Here is a 15,494-nt window from a genome sequence, read left to right as displayed (position 1 = left end):
GTAGGCCGAAGCCGGATAGGGGCTGTGCCTGCTGTCGATGCCCTGCGCCAGGGCGGGCGTGGCGACGGCGACCAGGGCGGCCGCAGCGAGCAGATGCAGCTTCATGACGATCTCCGTGCGGGTTCGTTCGACTTCGCGGGGAAGCCATCCGGTCAGTCGGGTCGCGTGAGGAAGATCGTCGGTGCGGCGGTCTCGATCGCGGCGGCTGTGCTTGGCCGGCTGTGACCTCTCAACGGCGTATTCCGCCGATCGTTCGCCGGGTTTTGTGCGCCGCGACACATCCTGCCCATCGGCGAGCTACTGGTGCTATTCTGTATTCCCGGATGCGGAGGCAGGGCCGGGACTTCACTCCGCCGTCAACGCGGTCGTAGAACGGCCTCTGCGACCGGCCAGAGCCGCGTTCGCTGGGGCTACTCGCGATCACGTTCTACGATCGCTGAAGGGGCTCGGAGAGCCTGCCGACGCCCTTCCTCCGTCGCGATTTCCGACCACCAGCGCATGCATTCCTCCGCGCTCGCGGCCGGACCTGTCGGCGAAGCATCGATGAAGAAATGTTCTGGGGCAACGCCCAGCACATCGGCAAGCCGGTTCAAAACGGCCCAACCAGGCTTATCGATCTTTTTCCATGACACGAGAAAAATCAAAGCCTGAAAAGTTCTGTTCCGGCGCCGTGCCGCCGCCAGATACCGGTCGCAGCGGTTGAATCATACTGATGTCGCCCTCGTTAGGCTCACCAGTCTCGGCGTCGACGTGCGGCCTTCGATGGCGCCGAACAATCGGAGCTGGGGGCGTTTCAGATGATCTTCGTTACGAGGGCGGACGGCGGCGTGACCTACGTCAGCCCGGAGTGGACCGCGTTCACCGGCCAAGCCGCCACGGCAGCCGCCGAACTGGGCTGGCTCACCTGCATCCATCCTGAGGATTACAGGGCCGCCGTCACCTTCCTGCGCACCGCCCGTGATCAGCAGAGCGAATACAGCCTGCGCCTCCGCCTGCGTCGTGCGGATGGCAGCTACGCCTGGGTGATGATTGGCGCCGTCCCCTCCTATGGACCGCCGGGCCACACCTTCCTGGGTTATCTGGGATCACTCACAGAGATCACCCCGACCGGTTCTGAACCCATCGGTGCCTACGGAACGCTCGCACGCTTCGTCCCGCCGCCCATGCATCCGGCAACGCCGCCCGGTTCGACGCTGGAGGCGGTCGCCGACCATCTGCTGATCGCGCACGGGCTGATCGAACAGGACCACGCCAAGGAGATGCTGCCGATATTGCGGCAGGCGTTGATGGTGGCCGGCGTTCTGCTGGCGCGCAAGATGATCTCGCCTGATGGCAGCGACCGCTTCCACTGAGACTTGCATCGGTGTGGCCAGACTCGAAGGCGAACGGCTTGGCGTTCTCGTCCTTCAGGTAGGCGGTCGCCGCCGCCGCGATCTCGTCGTCCGTCACCTCGGACTTGCGGCGCAAGTCGCCGACGCTCGGGATCACTGCGGCCAGGCCAGAGAGCCAACGCGGCTCCGCTGTCCCGTCCCTGACATGGCTCAGCGCCAGCTCAGTCGGTGCCGACCGACCGAACCGGAACATCGCCGTTTGGCCGCCGGTTACGGCAGCTCAACAGGGAGTGAAACCGATGGTCGATGTCGCACAGATCCAGGAGCATGCCGAGGTGGTCGGCTCGGACGGCAAACATGTCGGGACCGTCGATCACATCGATAAGGGCGAGATCAAGCTGACGAAGAAGGACCCCTCTGCCGGTGGCCTGCACCACTTCATCCCGGTCGATTTCGTGCAATCGATCGACGGCGGCAAGGTTCGCCTGGACCGGCCGGCGGATGAGGTCATGCGTGAGTGGTCGACGTCCTGAGACGCCCGCGCCGACGATAGACGCGAACCGTAGAACGTCTCCGGGCGGCCATATCATCACGGCTCGCCCGGCTCAGCCGACAGCCCGGCTCCGCTTCGTGCATCGAGCGGCGTCGAGCCTCGATGCGGTCGCGGCCACTCCGGCCATCTATCGGCGCCGACAGCCCGGTACGAGGCCCGCCGGACGCTGGCAAAGCAGGTCCAGAAGGAACTCGACGCCGAGAAGCACGAGCTGGAAGTGCGGGCAGCGGAGCTGCGAGCAAGGCGGCTCGCTCGGGAAAGCGCCGAGACCGAGGTCTCCTGAGGTGGCATCGGTGGAGGCTGACCGACTCAGCGGCGCAATCGGGCGCCCGTGGTCCTGCACCGCGTCGCGGAACAGGCTGCCCGGAAGCGATGGCAGCGACCCCGTGGCGAGGACGACGGTCAGACTGCGCTCAGGCCCATCAGCACCGCGGCCATTTGCCAGCCAGCGACCAAGATCGCGGCGATCCACGCCACCGTTGCCACGCCGCCTGCGACCATGATCATCGTGAGAAAGCGGTCCATCCAGGGACGCGTGGATTGATCCTGAACCGACACTGTCTCGATGTGAGCCATAATTCACCGTCTCATCAGCGTACCGAGTCGATGCCGCAAGCTCCGTTCCCGCGGCGAAGCGCCCGCGCAGCCGGCCGTTCAGGCATATAGAATATAGAGCGCACTCGCCGGAGCGATCACCACATTGGCTGCTCCGATACAGACCAGGATCATCACGGCTTTCGCGTGCAATTGCGGCTTGTTCCTGAACATCCATCCAGCGGGAAATGCCAGCACGGTGATCGGCAGCATGCAGAGGACGATCGAGACCCATAGCAGTGCGCCGAGCGCGAAGATCAGAAGACCCGGACTGCTCCTGGGCAACCACTCGCTCAGTTGCCCGCGTGCGAGGATGACTTGGGGCATCGGACGCGCCGCCCTGTTCCGGTTAAATAATGCAACCGATAGTGGTATACATCCCGCAGGCGCGACCTCAACGGGAAATCATGCAGTGCCGAGGGTTCGGATTACGCAGAACCTAAGCAGTCACGAATGGCCCGATTGCCCATCCGTCTCGGCCACCTGCCGTCCATGGTTCTGCACCGCGTCGCGGAATAGGTTGTCAGCCGTCGCGGTCGTGGCCGCGGCGCCCGGGATGGCGGCTCGCAGCGAACCACCCTACGCTGAGGGCGTTCCACAGTCTCAGCAGCAAGGAACGCGATATGAAGGTGATCTCGACGACGGTCCTCGGCTTGGCGCTCCTCAGCGGCGTAGCTCCGGCCTTCGCGCAGCCCTACGGCGGGCGCGACTACGGTTACGACCGCGGCGATTACGGCTCCCGCGACAGAGGCTACGGAGATCGCGGCTACGGCGATCGCGGCTACGGCGAGCGCGATCGCCGCGATTACGATCGGGATTATGACCGAGGCGCGCGGGGCGGACGTGGCGACTACGCCTTCAACGAGGAGGAGTATCTGCGCTGCAATCCGGACGTGCGCCGGGCTGTCATCGGTCGCGCAATCAAGTCCGGGCTGGAACACTACCGGAAGGTCGGGATGGCGGAAGGCCGGAAGTTGAGCTGCTGAGTGCGGAGGCCGACCGCTTGGTTACCTCGGCATCGAGACAGCCCGCCGGCCGATAGGGCGCAGCAGGCCGGAACAGGTTGCCGCTGCCGGAGGGTGCGCTAACCTGCGCACAGCCGTCGCCGCTGTGTGGCGCAACTCAGCACGAGGCGGGTCGACTATGAGAGGCGCGGCGGTCAGATGGTTCGTCGTCGCGCTCGCAGGTTTCTGGAGCACCGAAGCTTTCGCGCGGCGCCATCGAGCCAGCAGTACTTCTCCTCGGGGGGCCATTGCGGCGCCGCCATTCTCATCCCTGCGGCCACCAACCACGACGCTGCGGCCGCCTGACGACGGCATCATCCATTGGAACACGCCGAACAAGGACGGCAACCTCGGCGGTCCCGGGACCGGTGGCGGCGGCGGCGGCGGCGGCTGATCGACTCCGCCTTCGCCATCGGCCGCTGTGGCTCTGCACGATGTCGAAGGTGAGAGGTCCGGTGGCGGATGCAGTGCACGCGGAAGCCCGCGCCGGGCTACCGCTGCGGGACCCGCGCCATGGAATGTCGCCGCACCTGATGGCGCCGCATCCGAACGTTGGTCAGCCTGCCGGACGGCGACGAGATGCCGGTCACAGGACCGGCCGGCACGGCCTAGGCGGGGCCGGCCAGGGCGCCGAGACCTGCACGGACGAGCGCAGCCACAGCTCAGACACGCCTTGTCGGTCGTGCCCCAGCGCAGATGGATCGCGTCGGTCTGCCGGGAGAACCGGAAGCACGCGCCGGTCCGATGATCCGACCTCGGAGCGGGTGTCCGCGCCAGGAACACGGATCGCTGCATTTTGCGAAATGCTGGACTTGCTCGCGAGCGTTCATGATCAGGCGTCGCCGCACGCACGTGGCGACAGAACGGCGAGACGTCCAATTGCAGGCGTCTCTCTGACCCTGTATTTTGCGACAATCGTCATTCTCAAACGTTAGAATCAGGGTGAACTGCCAGAGCAATGAAGAAGTGAAACCTCGGTTATAGCGCGTGTGGTGGAGGCATCGCGTCGCCGGTCACTGGCGCGCGGCCGGCATCCGGTGCTGGTATGTCGTAAAGTGAGCAGGAGGGGTTCGGCATGTCTGAGGTACCCGTCGTCATCCCGACCGAGACGCTCTCCCTGCCATCGGAGTGGACCGAGGCCGCCGAGCAGGCCGCACGCAACCTCGGTCAGGGCAGACCTCTCGCCGAGCTGTGCCCCGAGCATTGGCAGCTCGTGGTGGCCAGCGTCACAGACAGGATGCGGATGCGCGGCGCGTCGCTCCCGCGCGGCTGGCGCCTCGCACTCGCGCGACAGGTCGGGCGCGATGATGCCGAGGACCCGGCAGAGGCGCGTGTTCTGGCCCTTCATGCCAAGCGCGAGGAGATCGCCGCCCATGTTGCCCGCGACCTGGGGCTCGGAGATCTCGCGGGGCTCAGTCGAGAGGAGCGTGCCGCGGTCGATCGGCAGACCGCCGAGACGATCGAAGGCTGCGACCCTGCCTCGTCCGAGCCGGCCGATTGCTCGGACGCGGATCGCACGATGCGGCGCCTGCTCTCCGAGCATCGCGCATTGAGCGAGCTTCGGGCCGACGCGGACAACACGCGTCTGGCAGAGGAGGGCGAGGTGTTCGCGCCCGAGGACGATGCCTGACCGTCGGCCTACTGAGGCTCTGGGGGTCGCGGCGAGGCTGCCAGCCGGGGCCGAAGACTCGTTCGCGCCGATCACCGTGGCGGCAGGGCGGACGCGATTGTGCGGGCCTGTCCGTCGGATGCCCGCGCGTTTCGGGACCGGTGCGCCCGGCTCGGGTCCGGGCCGTTGCCGGCGAGCCCGGACGCTGTAGCGGGGTTCATCGTCCCGGAAGCGGAAGCCGGCCGCGCCGCCTCGACGCTCGGCCGCCGGCTCGCGGCAATCCGCTGCGCGCACAAGCTGGCCGGCGCCGCCGATCCGGCGGACGATGATGGCGGGCGGGCTGCCATGACGGAGGCCCGGCGCAAGGCCGGCGTCGCCCCGGCAGCTGGCCTCGATGCGTCGACCTCTGGAGCGCGCGGCCTGCGCGCCGGCTACATCACCGCGGCCGCGGGGCGCGGGGCGGATCCCGCCCGCGTCATGGACCAGTCGGGCCACCGAGATCCGCGCACCGTGGTCGGCTGTATCCGGCGGGCAAACGCCTTCGCGGGGCATTCGGGGAGCGGGTTCCTGTAGAAACCGCGTGAAGCTTCCATAGGAGCCGCAACAGACAGGTCGTTCGAGCGGTTCAGCCCGTGACGACTCACCTTCCGCGGGGCTCCGGCTTCGCGGGAAAATCAGCGTCCGTCGTGCGAGGATGGCCTGCATGTCCACCGCCAGAGCCGGTCCGGATCGCCTCAGGATCTCGTGCTCGTGCTCGCGGGCGGAAACGCGGTGGGCGCCTATCACGCCGGAGCCTATGAGGCTCTGCATGGGAGCGCCCCCCGCTGGGCGATCGCCAGCCTGAAGCGCGAGTACGACCTGCGGCAACAGCTCGATCCGAGCGGTCCGGCGGTGACGCTGCTTCACCTCGTCTATCGAGCAGGCCCCGACCAGCTTGCCACCAAGAGCTTCGACTACTCGCCCTCCTCGATCCGCGGTCGCTGGGCGGCAGGGCACAGCGATATGGCGGCCAGGCTGGCCCGCCTGATCGAGCCCCGACCGGAAGGGCAGCGCTTCCGCCACATCGAGTGAGGCTCGGCCTGACAGCTATCAGGCCTCACCAACCTCCTGGCCCGGCGTGCCCGGCCAGCCCGCTTCGGCTTGTCCGTCAAGGGCTCTGCCACCGCAGCGGCCCTCGGGACCGAACTTCTCCGATGCAGTCCACGTCCAGGGGACTGGGCGCGCCCGGGTTTCTCGACCGCAGGGGCATCCGGCGCACGACTCTGATCAAGGTCACGTCAGCACCCGATCCGGCACCAATCGCGCGCTCCGAGGCGCCAGGCCTGCTCACCGCAATAGGCAACGGGATCGCCATCATGGCTGATCATGCGTGCGAGCATCACCTCTGTGCCGAGCGCCGTGATGCAGATCACCGTAGCCCCGAGACCTGCGTCGCCGATCAGGCGAGTTCCTACGCCCCAGCCGTTCTCCCGGCAGATGTCGGCGGCGTGGCGATGGTCGTGCCGCGTCCCGCCGATCACCCGCCTGCCCCTTGAACCGGGGACTGCTGATGACGGGCCCCATAGGCTGGGGACCGTTCGAGCGAGCGGCCAAGCCCCTCCGCCACTATCGCCACCGCAGATCCGTAGACGAGATGGGCGGCCAAGCCTCGGATGCGGGTGAAGGTCGGATAGTGATGATTGGGCGCGCTGAGGCCGAGGGTGGGCACCAGGTATTCGTCCAGAATGAGCGACATGGCGGTCCCGCAGGTCAGTGCGGCGGTGAAGGGCCGCAGACCGGCGTACCGCCGCAACAGGCCGTAGACCGGGCCCCAACCCATACCGGTGGCGAGGTGGATCGCCTTGCCCGATATCTCGTGCCGGCGAGGCGTGGGGTCGACGTCCATCGCAGCACAGAGCTTTTGTGCCGCGACCAGGGAAGAGGATGCGCCGGGGCGCACCCGCTTCTCGTGTCGATCAACGCGCTCCGGGGTGGTCCACCGCAACGGACGCTGGGCGAGGTTCGTCACCAGCGTTGCCACCAGCCCGGCCGTCAGCCCGACGGTGACATCGACCCATACGGCGTGACTGGGCGGCCGCATCATCAGACGAGCCATATCGACAACCCCAGAACGACGCCGACGCCGCCGATCACGACGCAGTAGCTGGGCACGACCCATGCGTTCGGTCCGTGTGGTCGCGACGCCCTCCGCACGCGCGCAGGTGCCGCTTCGGTCTCGCGTGCCAGGGCGATGCGCTCGTGAGACGGAGGGTGCCCGGCGGCCTCATCGTCCGTCCCGAGCTGGGAGAGCCCCGGATCATAGGCCTTCACCTTGTCGCCCGTCGCGCCGCTATCGATGTCCGCCTTCAGCATCGCCGATGTCGGGCGGGAGGAGGCGGGAGGAGCCTCTACGGGCATGCTGCCGGGGGACGGCGGGGTCTCGGAACGGAGGATCATGCTGCATGCCTCGCGGCACCGGTACGCCGGGCGTCTCCCGATGCGGTGTCGTAAGACTGAACAACCGCTGCGCGGGGGCGCCGTGTCCCTCGATCGGTGTCGCATGGACCGGGCAGCGCTGGTCCGAACGGCAGGGTTTGACCGTAAGCGGCTGATACGCCTCGGAGAAGGACTGCCGGAAAAGCCGATTGTCTCCTACCGATCCGCCCCAGTCACTCAGCTGACGAGAACGACAGCCGGGAAGCGGACGCGACCCGTTGCGCGTCCGTCCTGCGCGCGCCGGTCGTCACGGGGGTTTCTGTCGAAGCGATCTTTGAAGCGGCGAGCGAAATGCGCCTGGTCGGTGAGGCCGCAGTCGTAAGCCAGCATGCCGACCGCTGCTGCGAGCGGGGGCGGGTCGAGGCCCGGCTCGCCGAGGTCAGCCGCGACATGGGCCTTGGCACGCTGGACTGTGGCGTTGCCGTGCATGGAGCGCGGCACCTATCCGGTCACGAGACCCGCCACGATGAGGCCGACGCCGACCGACGCCCATCGACGCCGATCGACGCTCGGCTGCGTCCGGCGCGAGGCATCGGCTGACCTGTATCAGCTCGGTCAGGAAGCCCGTTGCCGAGGCGGTGCGAGCGAGGTCAGCACCGATCGTCAGCCCGCTGTAGAGACGGGCCGGGCCGAGGAAGGATTCCCGCCAGCACGACTCGACAGCGGCGCGACGCTCGGCCTGCCGCAGCCGGGTGACGTCTCGTTCACCCTTTCTGTGGCACCAGCGCACGCCCGCTGGTCGTCCCCGCGGCCTGGGGCTCAACCACAGGAGGTCTGACCATGTCGCACCTGAAGATGCTCGCCGCTGCAGCCGCTCTCGTTGGCGGTCTCGGCCTCGCATCCGCAGCCAGCGCTGCACCTCTTGCGCCGATCGGTGCTGGAACCATCGCGGGCGACGCCCACGTCACCAACGCTGCTATGGGTTGCGGTCCCGGCTTCGCTCGTGGCCCCCTCGGTCGATGCCGCCCGATCGCCCGCGGCTTCCGGCCCGGTCCGCACTGCTTCGTGCGCCGGACCCCGGTCGGGCCGCGGCGTATCTGCCGCTAAGGTATACTAAGATTACTGCCGCGCCGGGGCATCCGGCGCGGCGCGCTTCGGCGACGCTCGGTGACCTCATCGAACTGCGCCGGCAGGTAGGGGCGGCCCGGCACGTCGAGGGTCTCGGTAGCGGCTGGCGCCAGTGTGTCGGTCCAGCGGTATCCCCGCGCCCGTACGGACTTCGCGGTGGCGCTACGCTCGCGCTCACCCTTCACGACGAGGCGCCGCAGCGCGTCGGCGGCAGCCGCGATGGGTGTCGTCGCTGAACCCCCGCCGAATGGTTCCGCGGTGCAACGTGCCCTCTCGCACCGCACAAACCCCGGCGATCGGGCATCTTCCCGTCAGACGGCTCTGCAGGGACTGACACACAGCCTCGCGCCGCACGGAAGAATTGCCCAGCATGGCTCTGAAGATCTTTTCCTACGCGATGATCGGCGCCTTCTTGGGCGGTCTTGCCATGACGGTCATCGGCTCCGCGGGGGTGCTGATGGGCCTCTGAGCCCCCGAGCCGGGTCGGAGACTGAGCCGCCGGCAGAACAAGCGACACGATCAGCGGCGGGGTGCGCGTCCCGCCGTTCTCGTGTGCCGCGTCAACGCAGATCACAGCACCGCTCCGCCCGCCTCGCCCGCGGCCATCTCGTCGTCGGTGCGACGCTCGGACCTACTCTGACGCTCGCTGTGTTACTCCCGAACACGGAGAGCGTCCCATGTCCGACAAGCCACGCACCTCGAACACGCAGGATCTCGCCAGCACCGAGTACGATGCCGAGCGCTGGGCCAAGGTCGGTGCGGAGCAACAGTCCCTTCCACCGATCAGCCCTAAAGCGCCGTCGGATCCAGTCGATGGCCCGGAAGTCGGCTTGACGCAGAAGGGCACCGACGCGGACGCGGTCGTGAAGCGTGAGACCGAAGTGTGAGCGCTCAGGTCTGCGCGCAGGCTCCGAGCCTCGCGGCGCAGTCCGCCCGAGCAAGTTGGCCGAACGGGGCGCCCCGCGTCGCTCTTCCGGCTCCCGCTCCTGGACGCAACAATCGGAGCAATCGTCGCGACATCCGGCCTGACCATAAGGCCGCCTCGAAACAGCCGAGCTGACGAGGGAGGCCGCGATGACCAAGCCCATCACCCTGACGAACCGCTTCGCCGACGCCGTCGTGACGGCAGCCGTGGCTTTGAGCCTGATCATGCACGCACAGGTCATGATCCTGCCGCCGCACTTCGTCTGAGCTTTCGCCGCGGGCCATTTGGCGCGCGGTCTCGATGCCGGCGACAAAGGCGGCCTGCTCGCAGGGTGCCATCGCCCGAGCCTCGAACGAACGGGAAAAGCCCCACCGCGCATCGAGAGCGCGGCAGGGCCAGCGATGTCCTCTGCCTTGTTCGGACTACGCGTCACCCCGGCACTCGGCCAACGGGCCCGTACACGGCAACCGCCTGACGGCGTGCCGTGTGACCGGGCTTCCGCGGGCCCATCGGCAGGCTGATGACGTGCGACATGGCGGCCCCGTCCCAGGCTGCAGAACGGGACAGGGCGGTGCGGCTGCCAGGATCTGGCGGCATCCGGTGGCAGCCAGCGCGTCGAAGGCGCGTATGCCGTTCCGACAAGGCGGAATCTGCCAATCGCGTCCGTGTGGAGGCATACCGCGAACCTGTCGGAATGCAGCCTGTCCCGTTTCAGCACGCCGTTGCCTTCCGAGCGGCAGGCCGTAGGTTCGAGCCCTCCCGGGGCCGCCAGCAACCTCGGGCGCGCGGCCCGTTGCGCCGGCGGCCGTTCCGGCGCGCCGGCTCCCGGATCGGCGGGCGCCATCCAGGATCACTCGGGGAGCAGGTGTCCATGATGATCGGCGGTTCTCTGCGCGGCGCCCTCGTGGCGGCGGCCTGCCTGTCGGGCAACGCGGCGTCGGCGCAGGTCTACGGCAACTGGACCGTGGGGAGCGGCCAGGGCTACGTCGAGTACATCGTCCGCAGCGGGCCGAGCAGCAGCGTCAACATCAGCTGCGACGAGGGCGCGACCGGCGAAGGCGAAGCGAAGCGGACCAGCATCTTCATCGAGATCGCCGGCAAGGCCCCGCCGCCGCGCTCGACCGTCGACGTGCTCACCGACGGCGAGCGCCTGCAGCTCGACACGGATGCCCAGGGCACGATCCTCACCGATTGCCGCGCGTGCGCGGACCGATTCGCCGCGCTGTGGTCGCGGCTCCGCGCGTCCAAGCAGATGATCGTGGCCCTCGCGGACGGGCGCCGGGCCGCCTTCCGGCTCAGCGGCGCCGCGAAGGCGCTGGAGCCGAAGCACTGCGCGACGGGCTTCAAGAGCTGACCCGAGGGTCGGCCCGCAGCGACGGATGCGCGCCGGCGAGACCGACCGGTGCCTCTCAGGATAAGGCAGCCGGGCTTGTCCCCGGGACTTCCCCGGCCGGCGGCGAAGGGCCCGCCGCCTGTCGGTCCGACAGGCTCCGCTTCCAGCGCGCCCGCAGGACGGCCGGCCGGACGCCGTGCCGCTCCTCCAGGAACTCGGCATCCGTGATCCGGTCGGTGCGGAAGTGCCGGAACGCCCCGCGCAGCTCGCACCAGGCCGCCACCATCCGGGCCTCATCGAGGAACCCGACGATCACCGGCCAGATCACGCGCTGGCTCGGATCCCCGCGGACGTCGCGGTACTGGATGCGGATCTTGCGGCCCTCGCGGATCCAGGCCCGCGCGCGGGCGACGTCGATCCCGTCCGCGGCCTGCGCGAAGGCCGTCGGCGTGCCGATCGACGGATCGGCGATGAACGGGCGCAGGCGCTCGGGCACCACGGCGGTGATCTTGGCGATGAGATCGCGCGCCGCCTTGGCGAGGACCGGTTCGCCCCGGCCCGCGACCCACTGCGCGCCGAGGACGGCCGCCTCGATCTCGTCGGGCGTCAGCATCAGCGGCGGCATGTCGAACGCCGCGCCGAGCACGTAGCCGAGCCCGGCCTCACCCTGGATCGGCACGCGTTGGCCGACGAGGTCGGCGACGTCGCGGTAGACCGTGCGGACCGAGACCTCCAGCTCCCGGGCGATCTCGGCGGCCGTCACCGGGCGCGGGGAGCGCCGCAGGATCTGGATGATCTGAAACAGTCTGTCCGCGCGACGCATCGTCCGACTCCTGCTGACAGAATGCTGTCAGCAGGGCGTCCCTACAAGTCCTCCCGCCACGGCCATCCCGCGCGCCGTGACGACAGGAACCGCGCCATGATCACGCTGTACCACGCCCCGCAATCGCGCTCCTCGCGCATCGTCTGGCTGCTGGAGGAGCTGGGCGTTCCCTACACCATCGCGCCGGTCTCGATCTTCCGGCCCATGACCGGCGAGGGTGTGCCGGACGACGCCAACCCGCATCCCGACAAGCGGGTCCCGGCCGTCCTGCACGCGGGCGCGCTGATCGCGGAGTCCCAGGCCATCGTGCTCTACCTGGCGGAGACGTTCCCCGAAGCGGGTCTCGCCCCGGCGGTCGGCACTCCCGAGCGCGGCGCGTACCTGACGTGGCTGGCCTGGTACGTCGCCGAGTTCGAGCCGGCGCTGTTCGCCGGCCTGACGGGCGAACTCGCGGGATCGCCGCAGAAGCGCCGGACCCACGAGGCGGTGGTCCGCCGCCTGGAAGCCGCCCTGGCGCGCGGCCCCTACGTGATGGGCGACCGGTTCTCCGGCGCCGACATCCTGATCGGCAGCGCGCTGGGCTTCGGCCGCACGGCCTTCCCGGCGAGCGCGGCCTTCGACGCCTATCTGGAACGCTGCCGGGCGCGCCCGGCCGCCCGGCGCGGCGCGGCGAAGGACGGCGCGTCGGGACCGCAATCCGCCTAGCGCGGACCGAGAGCGCGGCCGTGGCGGCGCGCTCGCGGCGACGCTTCCGGACGGCACCGGCGACCGCAGGTGTTCCCGGACACGCCGGGCCTGAAAGCTCGGGCGTACATCGGGATCACACCGCGAGCACGGTCGCGAACCCGATGGAGACGACGATGACCTGGACGAACCGCATCACCCTGGCCGCGACCCTGATCGCCGGCGCCATCGCCCTCGTGACCTACGCGCAGGCCCTCAGCCTGCCGGCGCATTTCGCGTGAGCGAGATGCGCCCGGCGGCTGTCCCGCTCACCGGGGCAGCCTGAACCCGCGCCGAACGGTTCCGCGGCGCAGCGTGACTCTTCGCACCGCACGCGCCCGGCCGATCCGGCATCATCGTTGCAGATGGTGATCCCGGGTCTCGCCCGAGACCCGCTGCTCGATGAAAGGCGTGCACGACATGGTTCTGAAGGGCTTCTCCTACGCGATGATCGGCGCCTTCCTGGGTGGCCTCGCGATGACGGTGACCGGCTCGGCCGGGGTGCTGATGGGCTTCTGAGCCGCGCGGCGCGGTGGCCCTCGGGGCTGCCGAAGCGACGGACTGCGTGAACGGCGGGGTGAGAGCCCCGCCGTTCTCACGTGCGGGGTCCGGACAGCGTCGCGGAGCCGCGCATGTCGGCCGCGCCGCGCCGGCGGCCGCCGCCGGCGGCGAGGTCCGCAGCCGGCCCGGTCACGTCGATCAGGCCGCCTCCCTGCGGGTGACGACCAGGGCCCAGATCGTGGCCGGGATCCATCCGATGATCGTCAGGTGGAGGATGATGCAGAGGATGCCCTGAAACACCTTTCCGCGCAGGAACATGGCGAGCCACGGCGCGAGGAAGCAGATGAGGATCATGATCATGGGGGCGACGGGTCTCCGCGTTCGTGAGCGAACCCGGATCGCGGCGGCTGGTTCCGGACGGCCGAGCTCCGGCCGCGGCCGGGCCTAGGCGCCGGACCGCGCGCTCAGACGCGCCCGGAGACGCGAGGCCCGGCCGGAACCGTCGATGCACTCGATCCCGCCGCCGGCGTTGAGCGTGTGGAGACAGCTGCCGGGCCATGCCGGGCCGGGTTCGATCCGGTTGAGGATGGTCTGGGCGAACCCCTCCGGATCGAGCCGGTCGATGCGCGCCAGCGACAGGGCGCGGCCGTAACCGTGGGCGCAATCCTGGACCGGCCGGATCAGTGCCCCGTCGCGCGCGACGATCCGGCCCGCGGGCCGCGCGAAGGACGGGTCGACCAGCACGGGATTGGCCGGATGCGGCGCGTACGGCCCCCGGAAGTCGGGCGCCGACCAGAGATGCAGCGCGTCGTGGTGGCAGCCCGATCCCGGCGGGGCGCCGACGGGCGCGTCCCGAACGGTGGCGAACATCCACCAGCGGCCGCCGTGCTCGAGGAGCGTCGCGTCGCTCGCGACGACGCCGGAGAGGAGCGTCGCCTCCTTCACCCAGCCGCCCGGATAGCGCGTCGCCCGGTAGAGGTCGACCGTGCCGGCCGCGGAACTCTCCGGCACCATCCAGACGGAGCCCGCGCGCGCGAACACGAACGGGTAGGAGAGGTGGTACGGCTCCTCCAGAACCGGGACGGGCGGCCCCTCTGGCCCGTCCGCTCCGAAGCGGACCGCCGAGATGATCGCCTTGCCGGTCGCGTGCGGGAACTCCTCCACGAAGACGTGGGTCGTCCCGTCGACGGCCAGGGGGAACGGGTCGGCGTAGAAGCGCCGCCCGTCGTCGGGCAGGACCTGCCAGCCGTCCGCGGGATGGCGGCCCAGCGCGACGAGGTCCGGCCCGCGGAGGGCTCGCCACCCGGTGCGCCAGTGCGGGGCGTGGTAGCACAGCCTGTACAGGCGGCCGACGAGGCTCCGGGCGACGAGCCGCGCCGGACGGGACACCGGGATCCGCACCGCGCGGACGGGCACGGCCGCGGCCGCGGCGGGCGTCGCCGCGCCGGGCCGGCCGGCCAACCGGTCCCGCAGCGCGGCGGCGACGATCGTCGCCGTGCGCGTCAGGGCGTCCTCGAACGAGAGGGCGATGGAACCCCGGTAGTCCGAGCCGAGGCGGCCCGCGGCGACGGCGGTGCCGCCTTCGAGGAGCTCGAGCTGCGGGACGCGGCCCGCGAGCAGGCTGGCGAGCAGGCCGGTCTCGCCGAGGCCGCCGTCGTAGGCCACGCGCCAGACCGGGCAGGGCGCGACCGCGTCGCCGCACAGGTCGAGCACGAGGTCCGGGCTCGCGGGCCGGGTCCAGGCCGCGAGATCCGCCGGCGGCACCGGCCGCGACCCGTTCGGCGCCAGCCGGAAGATCAGCGCCTCCAGCCGGAACAGCAGGTCGGCCTGCGCCGGCCAACCGTCCGGACCGGGCGCGGCGTCGACGCTCACGGCGGCGAGACCGGGCAGGCCGGAGAGCCGGTTCAGCAGCGCGACGTGCCAGCGCCGCGGGTTCGCGCCGTCGAGGCGAACTCTCACATGCATGGCGCCCCGGTTCCCCTCGCGCGGTCGGTCAAGACGACTGTCGAGTCCATCTATTTTCCCGGTGGTAACAGGAGTCATAACTCCGGATCGGGACTCGGAGATTGCGGGCAACCGGAGGCGTGGCCCGGTTCCGCGCGCCGAGATCCGCTCTCGCGGCGGTCGGAGATTGCCGGAACCTTGCCGGGTTGCGCGGATCGGTGGCGGGATCGATCGGGATGGCCGTGGACCCTCCAGCGGTCCCCCGGCGCCGGGTGTGGCACGCTTGTCACAGCCGGCGTCGACCGTAGATCTCGATGCAACCAAAAGGCCGCCGCGTTGTTATCGCGCTCGCCCGCGTAAAGCGCGCTGTATTTCCCCGCTCGAACGCGTCTTGACGGACGATTTACTCCGCCATCTCGGGCCTTCGACAGGCGGTGTGACCTCAAAACTACAGCCATTTCCCCCGGTGATCGGTAGCTACGCCGCCAGATCACACATTCGGGGAACCGACATGACCAAGCTCCTGGCCTCGCTGGCCGCCTTCACGGCCCTGACCGGCGCCGCCTCGGCCGCCGACCTGCCGCGCCGCGCCGCCCCGCCGCCGGTGTTCA

General features: G+C 69.6%; 19 protein-coding genes. 10 read left to right on the top strand and 9 right to left on the bottom strand.

The genetic code is table 11. The features are described from left to right. Positions 1 to 797 precede the first annotated feature (797 nt). Both ACTJK8_RS30875 and ACTJK8_RS30870 read left to right on the top strand, forming a co-directional pair. Positions 798 to 1,352 carry a PAS domain-containing protein gene (locus ACTJK8_RS30875; protein WP_076730038.1) on the top strand — a complete coding sequence of 185 codons (555 nt, stop codon included), beginning with the start codon at positions 798 to 800 and terminating at the stop codon, positions 1,350 to 1,352. A 278-nt stretch (positions 1,353 to 1,630) separates the two neighbouring features. Continuing rightward, the gene (locus tag ACTJK8_RS30870) at positions 1,631 to 1,864 is read left to right on the top strand and encodes a DUF2171 domain-containing protein (RefSeq protein ID WP_012321095.1); all 234 of its coding nucleotides are present in this window, start codon (positions 1,631 to 1,633) and stop codon (positions 1,862 to 1,864) included. Positions 1,865 to 2,286: 422 nt separating this feature from the next. Here the strand turns inward: ACTJK8_RS30870 and ACTJK8_RS30865 are convergent, their stop codons facing one another. Both ACTJK8_RS30865 and ACTJK8_RS30860 read right to left on the bottom strand, forming a co-directional pair. Further along, positions 2,287 to 2,460 carry a hypothetical protein gene (locus tag ACTJK8_RS30865; RefSeq protein ID WP_012321096.1) on the bottom strand — a complete coding sequence of 58 codons (174 nt, stop codon included), beginning with the start codon at positions 2,458 to 2,460 and terminating at the stop codon, positions 2,287 to 2,289. A 78-nt stretch (positions 2,461 to 2,538) separates the two neighbouring features. Beyond that, entirely contained in the window at positions 2,539 to 2,805 is a 267-nt protein-coding gene (locus ACTJK8_RS30860; protein WP_024828931.1) for a hypothetical protein, read from the bottom strand. 296 nt (positions 2,806 to 3,101) lie between these two features. On the opposite strand from ACTJK8_RS30860, the gene ACTJK8_RS30855 reads away from it, so the two are divergent. From ACTJK8_RS30855 to ACTJK8_RS30840, 4 genes are all read left to right on the top strand, one after another. Continuing rightward, on the top strand, positions 3,102 to 3,464 hold the full coding sequence (locus ACTJK8_RS30855; protein WP_012321098.1) for a hypothetical protein: 363 nt from the start codon (positions 3,102 to 3,104) through the stop codon (positions 3,462 to 3,464). A gap of 1,093 nt (positions 3,465 to 4,557) precedes the next feature. After that, positions 4,558 to 5,112, top strand: a complete 555-nt coding sequence (locus ACTJK8_RS30850) for a hypothetical protein (RefSeq protein WP_012321099.1) — start codon at positions 4,558 to 4,560, stop codon at positions 5,110 to 5,112. A 165-nt stretch (positions 5,113 to 5,277) separates the two neighbouring features. After that, positions 5,278 to 5,664 carry a hypothetical protein gene (locus ACTJK8_RS30845; RefSeq protein WP_024828929.1) on the top strand — a complete coding sequence of 129 codons (387 nt, stop codon included), beginning with the start codon at positions 5,278 to 5,280 and terminating at the stop codon, positions 5,662 to 5,664. 171 nt (positions 5,665 to 5,835) lie between these two features. After that, positions 5,836 to 6,162, top strand: a complete 327-nt coding sequence (locus ACTJK8_RS30840; protein WP_312892906.1) for a DUF3734 domain-containing protein — start codon at positions 5,836 to 5,838, stop codon at positions 6,160 to 6,162. A 206-nt stretch (positions 6,163 to 6,368) separates the two neighbouring features. Here the strand turns inward: ACTJK8_RS30840 and ACTJK8_RS30835 are convergent, their stop codons facing one another. The 4 genes from ACTJK8_RS30835 to ACTJK8_RS30820 all read right to left on the bottom strand — a co-directional run bounded on the left by ACTJK8_RS30835 (position 6,369) and on the right by ACTJK8_RS30820 (position 7,995). Continuing rightward, the gene (locus tag ACTJK8_RS30835) at positions 6,369 to 6,611 is read right to left on the bottom strand and encodes a DUF7241 domain-containing protein (protein WP_024828927.1); all 243 of its coding nucleotides are present in this window, start codon (positions 6,609 to 6,611) and stop codon (positions 6,369 to 6,371) included. Further along, the gene (locus tag ACTJK8_RS30830) at positions 6,608 to 7,186 is read right to left on the bottom strand and encodes a hypothetical protein (RefSeq protein WP_440763067.1); all 579 of its coding nucleotides are present in this window, start codon (positions 7,184 to 7,186) and stop codon (positions 6,608 to 6,610) included. Before ACTJK8_RS30830 ends, ACTJK8_RS30835 begins: the two co-directional genes overlap by 4 nt. Further along, the gene (locus tag ACTJK8_RS30825) at positions 7,174 to 7,527 is read right to left on the bottom strand and encodes a hypothetical protein (RefSeq protein ID WP_012321102.1); all 354 of its coding nucleotides are present in this window, start codon (positions 7,525 to 7,527) and stop codon (positions 7,174 to 7,176) included. Before ACTJK8_RS30825 ends, ACTJK8_RS30830 begins: the two co-directional genes overlap by 13 nt. 216 nt (positions 7,528 to 7,743) lie before the next feature. Then, positions 7,744 to 7,995, bottom strand: a complete 252-nt coding sequence (locus ACTJK8_RS30820) for a hypothetical protein (protein ID WP_024828924.1) — start codon at positions 7,993 to 7,995, stop codon at positions 7,744 to 7,746. 351 nt (positions 7,996 to 8,346) lie between these two features. On the opposite strand from ACTJK8_RS30820, the gene ACTJK8_RS30815 reads away from it, so the two are divergent. From ACTJK8_RS30815 to ACTJK8_RS30805, 3 genes are all read left to right on the top strand, one after another. Next, entirely contained in the window at positions 8,347 to 8,613 is a 267-nt protein-coding gene (locus ACTJK8_RS30815; protein WP_076730035.1) for a GCG_CRPN prefix-to-repeats domain-containing protein, read from the top strand. 698 nt (positions 8,614 to 9,311) lie between these two features. Continuing rightward, positions 9,312 to 9,521, top strand: coding sequence for a hypothetical protein (locus tag ACTJK8_RS30810; protein ID WP_012321104.1), 210 nt, complete (start codon positions 9,312 to 9,314; stop codon positions 9,519 to 9,521). Between the two features lie 912 nt (positions 9,522 to 10,433). Further along, positions 10,434 to 10,913 carry a hypothetical protein gene (locus ACTJK8_RS30805; protein ID WP_182180060.1) on the top strand — a complete coding sequence of 160 codons (480 nt, stop codon included), beginning with the start codon at positions 10,434 to 10,436 and terminating at the stop codon, positions 10,911 to 10,913. 55 nt (positions 10,914 to 10,968) lie between these two features. On the opposite strand, the gene ACTJK8_RS30800 is transcribed toward ACTJK8_RS30805, so the two are convergent. Then, complete coding sequence (locus tag ACTJK8_RS30800) at positions 10,969 to 11,715, bottom strand: helix-turn-helix transcriptional regulator (RefSeq protein ID WP_012321106.1); 747 nt, start codon at positions 11,713 to 11,715, stop codon at positions 10,969 to 10,971. Between the two features lie 96 nt (positions 11,716 to 11,811). Here ACTJK8_RS30800 and ACTJK8_RS30795 point away from each other — a divergent pair, with 96 nt between their 5' ends. Continuing rightward, entirely contained in the window at positions 11,812 to 12,420 is a 609-nt protein-coding gene (locus ACTJK8_RS30795; RefSeq protein WP_012321107.1) for a glutathione S-transferase family protein, read from the top strand. Positions 12,421 to 13,137: 717 nt separating this feature from the next. Here ACTJK8_RS30795 and ACTJK8_RS30790 read toward each other — a convergent pair. Together ACTJK8_RS30790 and ACTJK8_RS30785 are read right to left on the bottom strand one after the other, a co-directional pair. Continuing rightward, complete coding sequence (locus ACTJK8_RS30790; protein ID WP_012321110.1) at positions 13,138 to 13,299, bottom strand: YqaE/Pmp3 family membrane protein; 162 nt, start codon at positions 13,297 to 13,299, stop codon at positions 13,138 to 13,140. Between the two features lie 84 nt (positions 13,300 to 13,383). Continuing rightward, a complete protein-coding gene (locus ACTJK8_RS30785; protein WP_127992315.1) occupies positions 13,384 to 14,904 on the bottom strand; it encodes a glucosamine inositolphosphorylceramide transferase family protein in 1,521 nt (506 codons plus the stop codon). Positions 14,905 to 15,494 lie beyond the last annotated feature (590 nt).

The sequence above is a fragment of the Methylobacterium sp. 22177 genome (assembly GCF_052045615.1).
In the GTDB taxonomy this organism is placed as follows: domain Bacteria; phylum Pseudomonadota; class Alphaproteobacteria; order Rhizobiales; family Beijerinckiaceae; genus Methylobacterium; species Methylobacterium radiotolerans.
This window is presented reverse-complemented; position numbering and strand designations above follow the sequence as displayed.

Excerpts from the sequence above, each read along its gene's own strand:
- ACTJK8_RS30825 (WP_012321102.1), bottom strand. The coding sequence starts at position 7,527 with ATGATCCTCCGTTCCGAGACCCCGCCGTCCCCCGGCAGCATGCCCGTA.
- ACTJK8_RS30810 (WP_012321104.1), top strand. The coding sequence starts at position 9,312 with ATGTCCGACAAGCCACGCACCTCGAACACGCAGGATCTCGCCAGCACC.
- ACTJK8_RS30790 (WP_012321110.1), bottom strand. The coding sequence starts at position 13,299 with ATGATCATGATCCTCATCTGCTTCCTCGCGCCGTGGCTCGCCATGTTC.
- ACTJK8_RS30820 (WP_024828924.1), bottom strand. The coding sequence starts at position 7,995 with ATGCACGGCAACGCCACAGTCCAGCGTGCCAAGGCCCATGTCGCGGCT.
- ACTJK8_RS30850 (WP_012321099.1), top strand. The coding sequence starts at position 4,558 with ATGTCTGAGGTACCCGTCGTCATCCCGACCGAGACGCTCTCCCTGCCA.
- ACTJK8_RS30860 (WP_024828931.1), bottom strand. The coding sequence starts at position 2,805 with ATGCCCCAAGTCATCCTCGCACGCGGGCAACTGAGCGAGTGGTTGCCC.
- ACTJK8_RS30815 (WP_076730035.1), top strand. The coding sequence starts at position 8,347 with ATGTCGCACCTGAAGATGCTCGCCGCTGCAGCCGCTCTCGTTGGCGGT.
- ACTJK8_RS30830 (WP_440763067.1), bottom strand. The coding sequence starts at position 7,186 with ATGGCTCGTCTGATGATGCGGCCGCCCAGTCACGCCGTATGGGTCGAT.
- ACTJK8_RS30785 (WP_127992315.1), bottom strand. The coding sequence starts at position 14,904 with ATGCATGTGAGAGTTCGCCTCGACGGCGCGAACCCGCGGCGCTGGCAC.
- ACTJK8_RS30855 (WP_012321098.1), top strand. The coding sequence starts at position 3,102 with ATGAAGGTGATCTCGACGACGGTCCTCGGCTTGGCGCTCCTCAGCGGC.
- ACTJK8_RS30865 (WP_012321096.1), bottom strand. The coding sequence starts at position 2,460 with ATGGCTCACATCGAGACAGTGTCGGTTCAGGATCAATCCACGCGTCCC.
- ACTJK8_RS30800 (WP_012321106.1), bottom strand. The coding sequence starts at position 11,715 with ATGCGTCGCGCGGACAGACTGTTTCAGATCATCCAGATCCTGCGGCGC.
- ACTJK8_RS30875 (WP_076730038.1), top strand. The coding sequence starts at position 798 with ATGATCTTCGTTACGAGGGCGGACGGCGGCGTGACCTACGTCAGCCCG.
- ACTJK8_RS30805 (WP_182180060.1), top strand. The coding sequence starts at position 10,434 with ATGATCGGCGGTTCTCTGCGCGGCGCCCTCGTGGCGGCGGCCTGCCTG.
- ACTJK8_RS30870 (WP_012321095.1), top strand. The coding sequence starts at position 1,631 with ATGGTCGATGTCGCACAGATCCAGGAGCATGCCGAGGTGGTCGGCTCG.
- ACTJK8_RS30795 (WP_012321107.1), top strand. The coding sequence starts at position 11,812 with ATGATCACGCTGTACCACGCCCCGCAATCGCGCTCCTCGCGCATCGTC.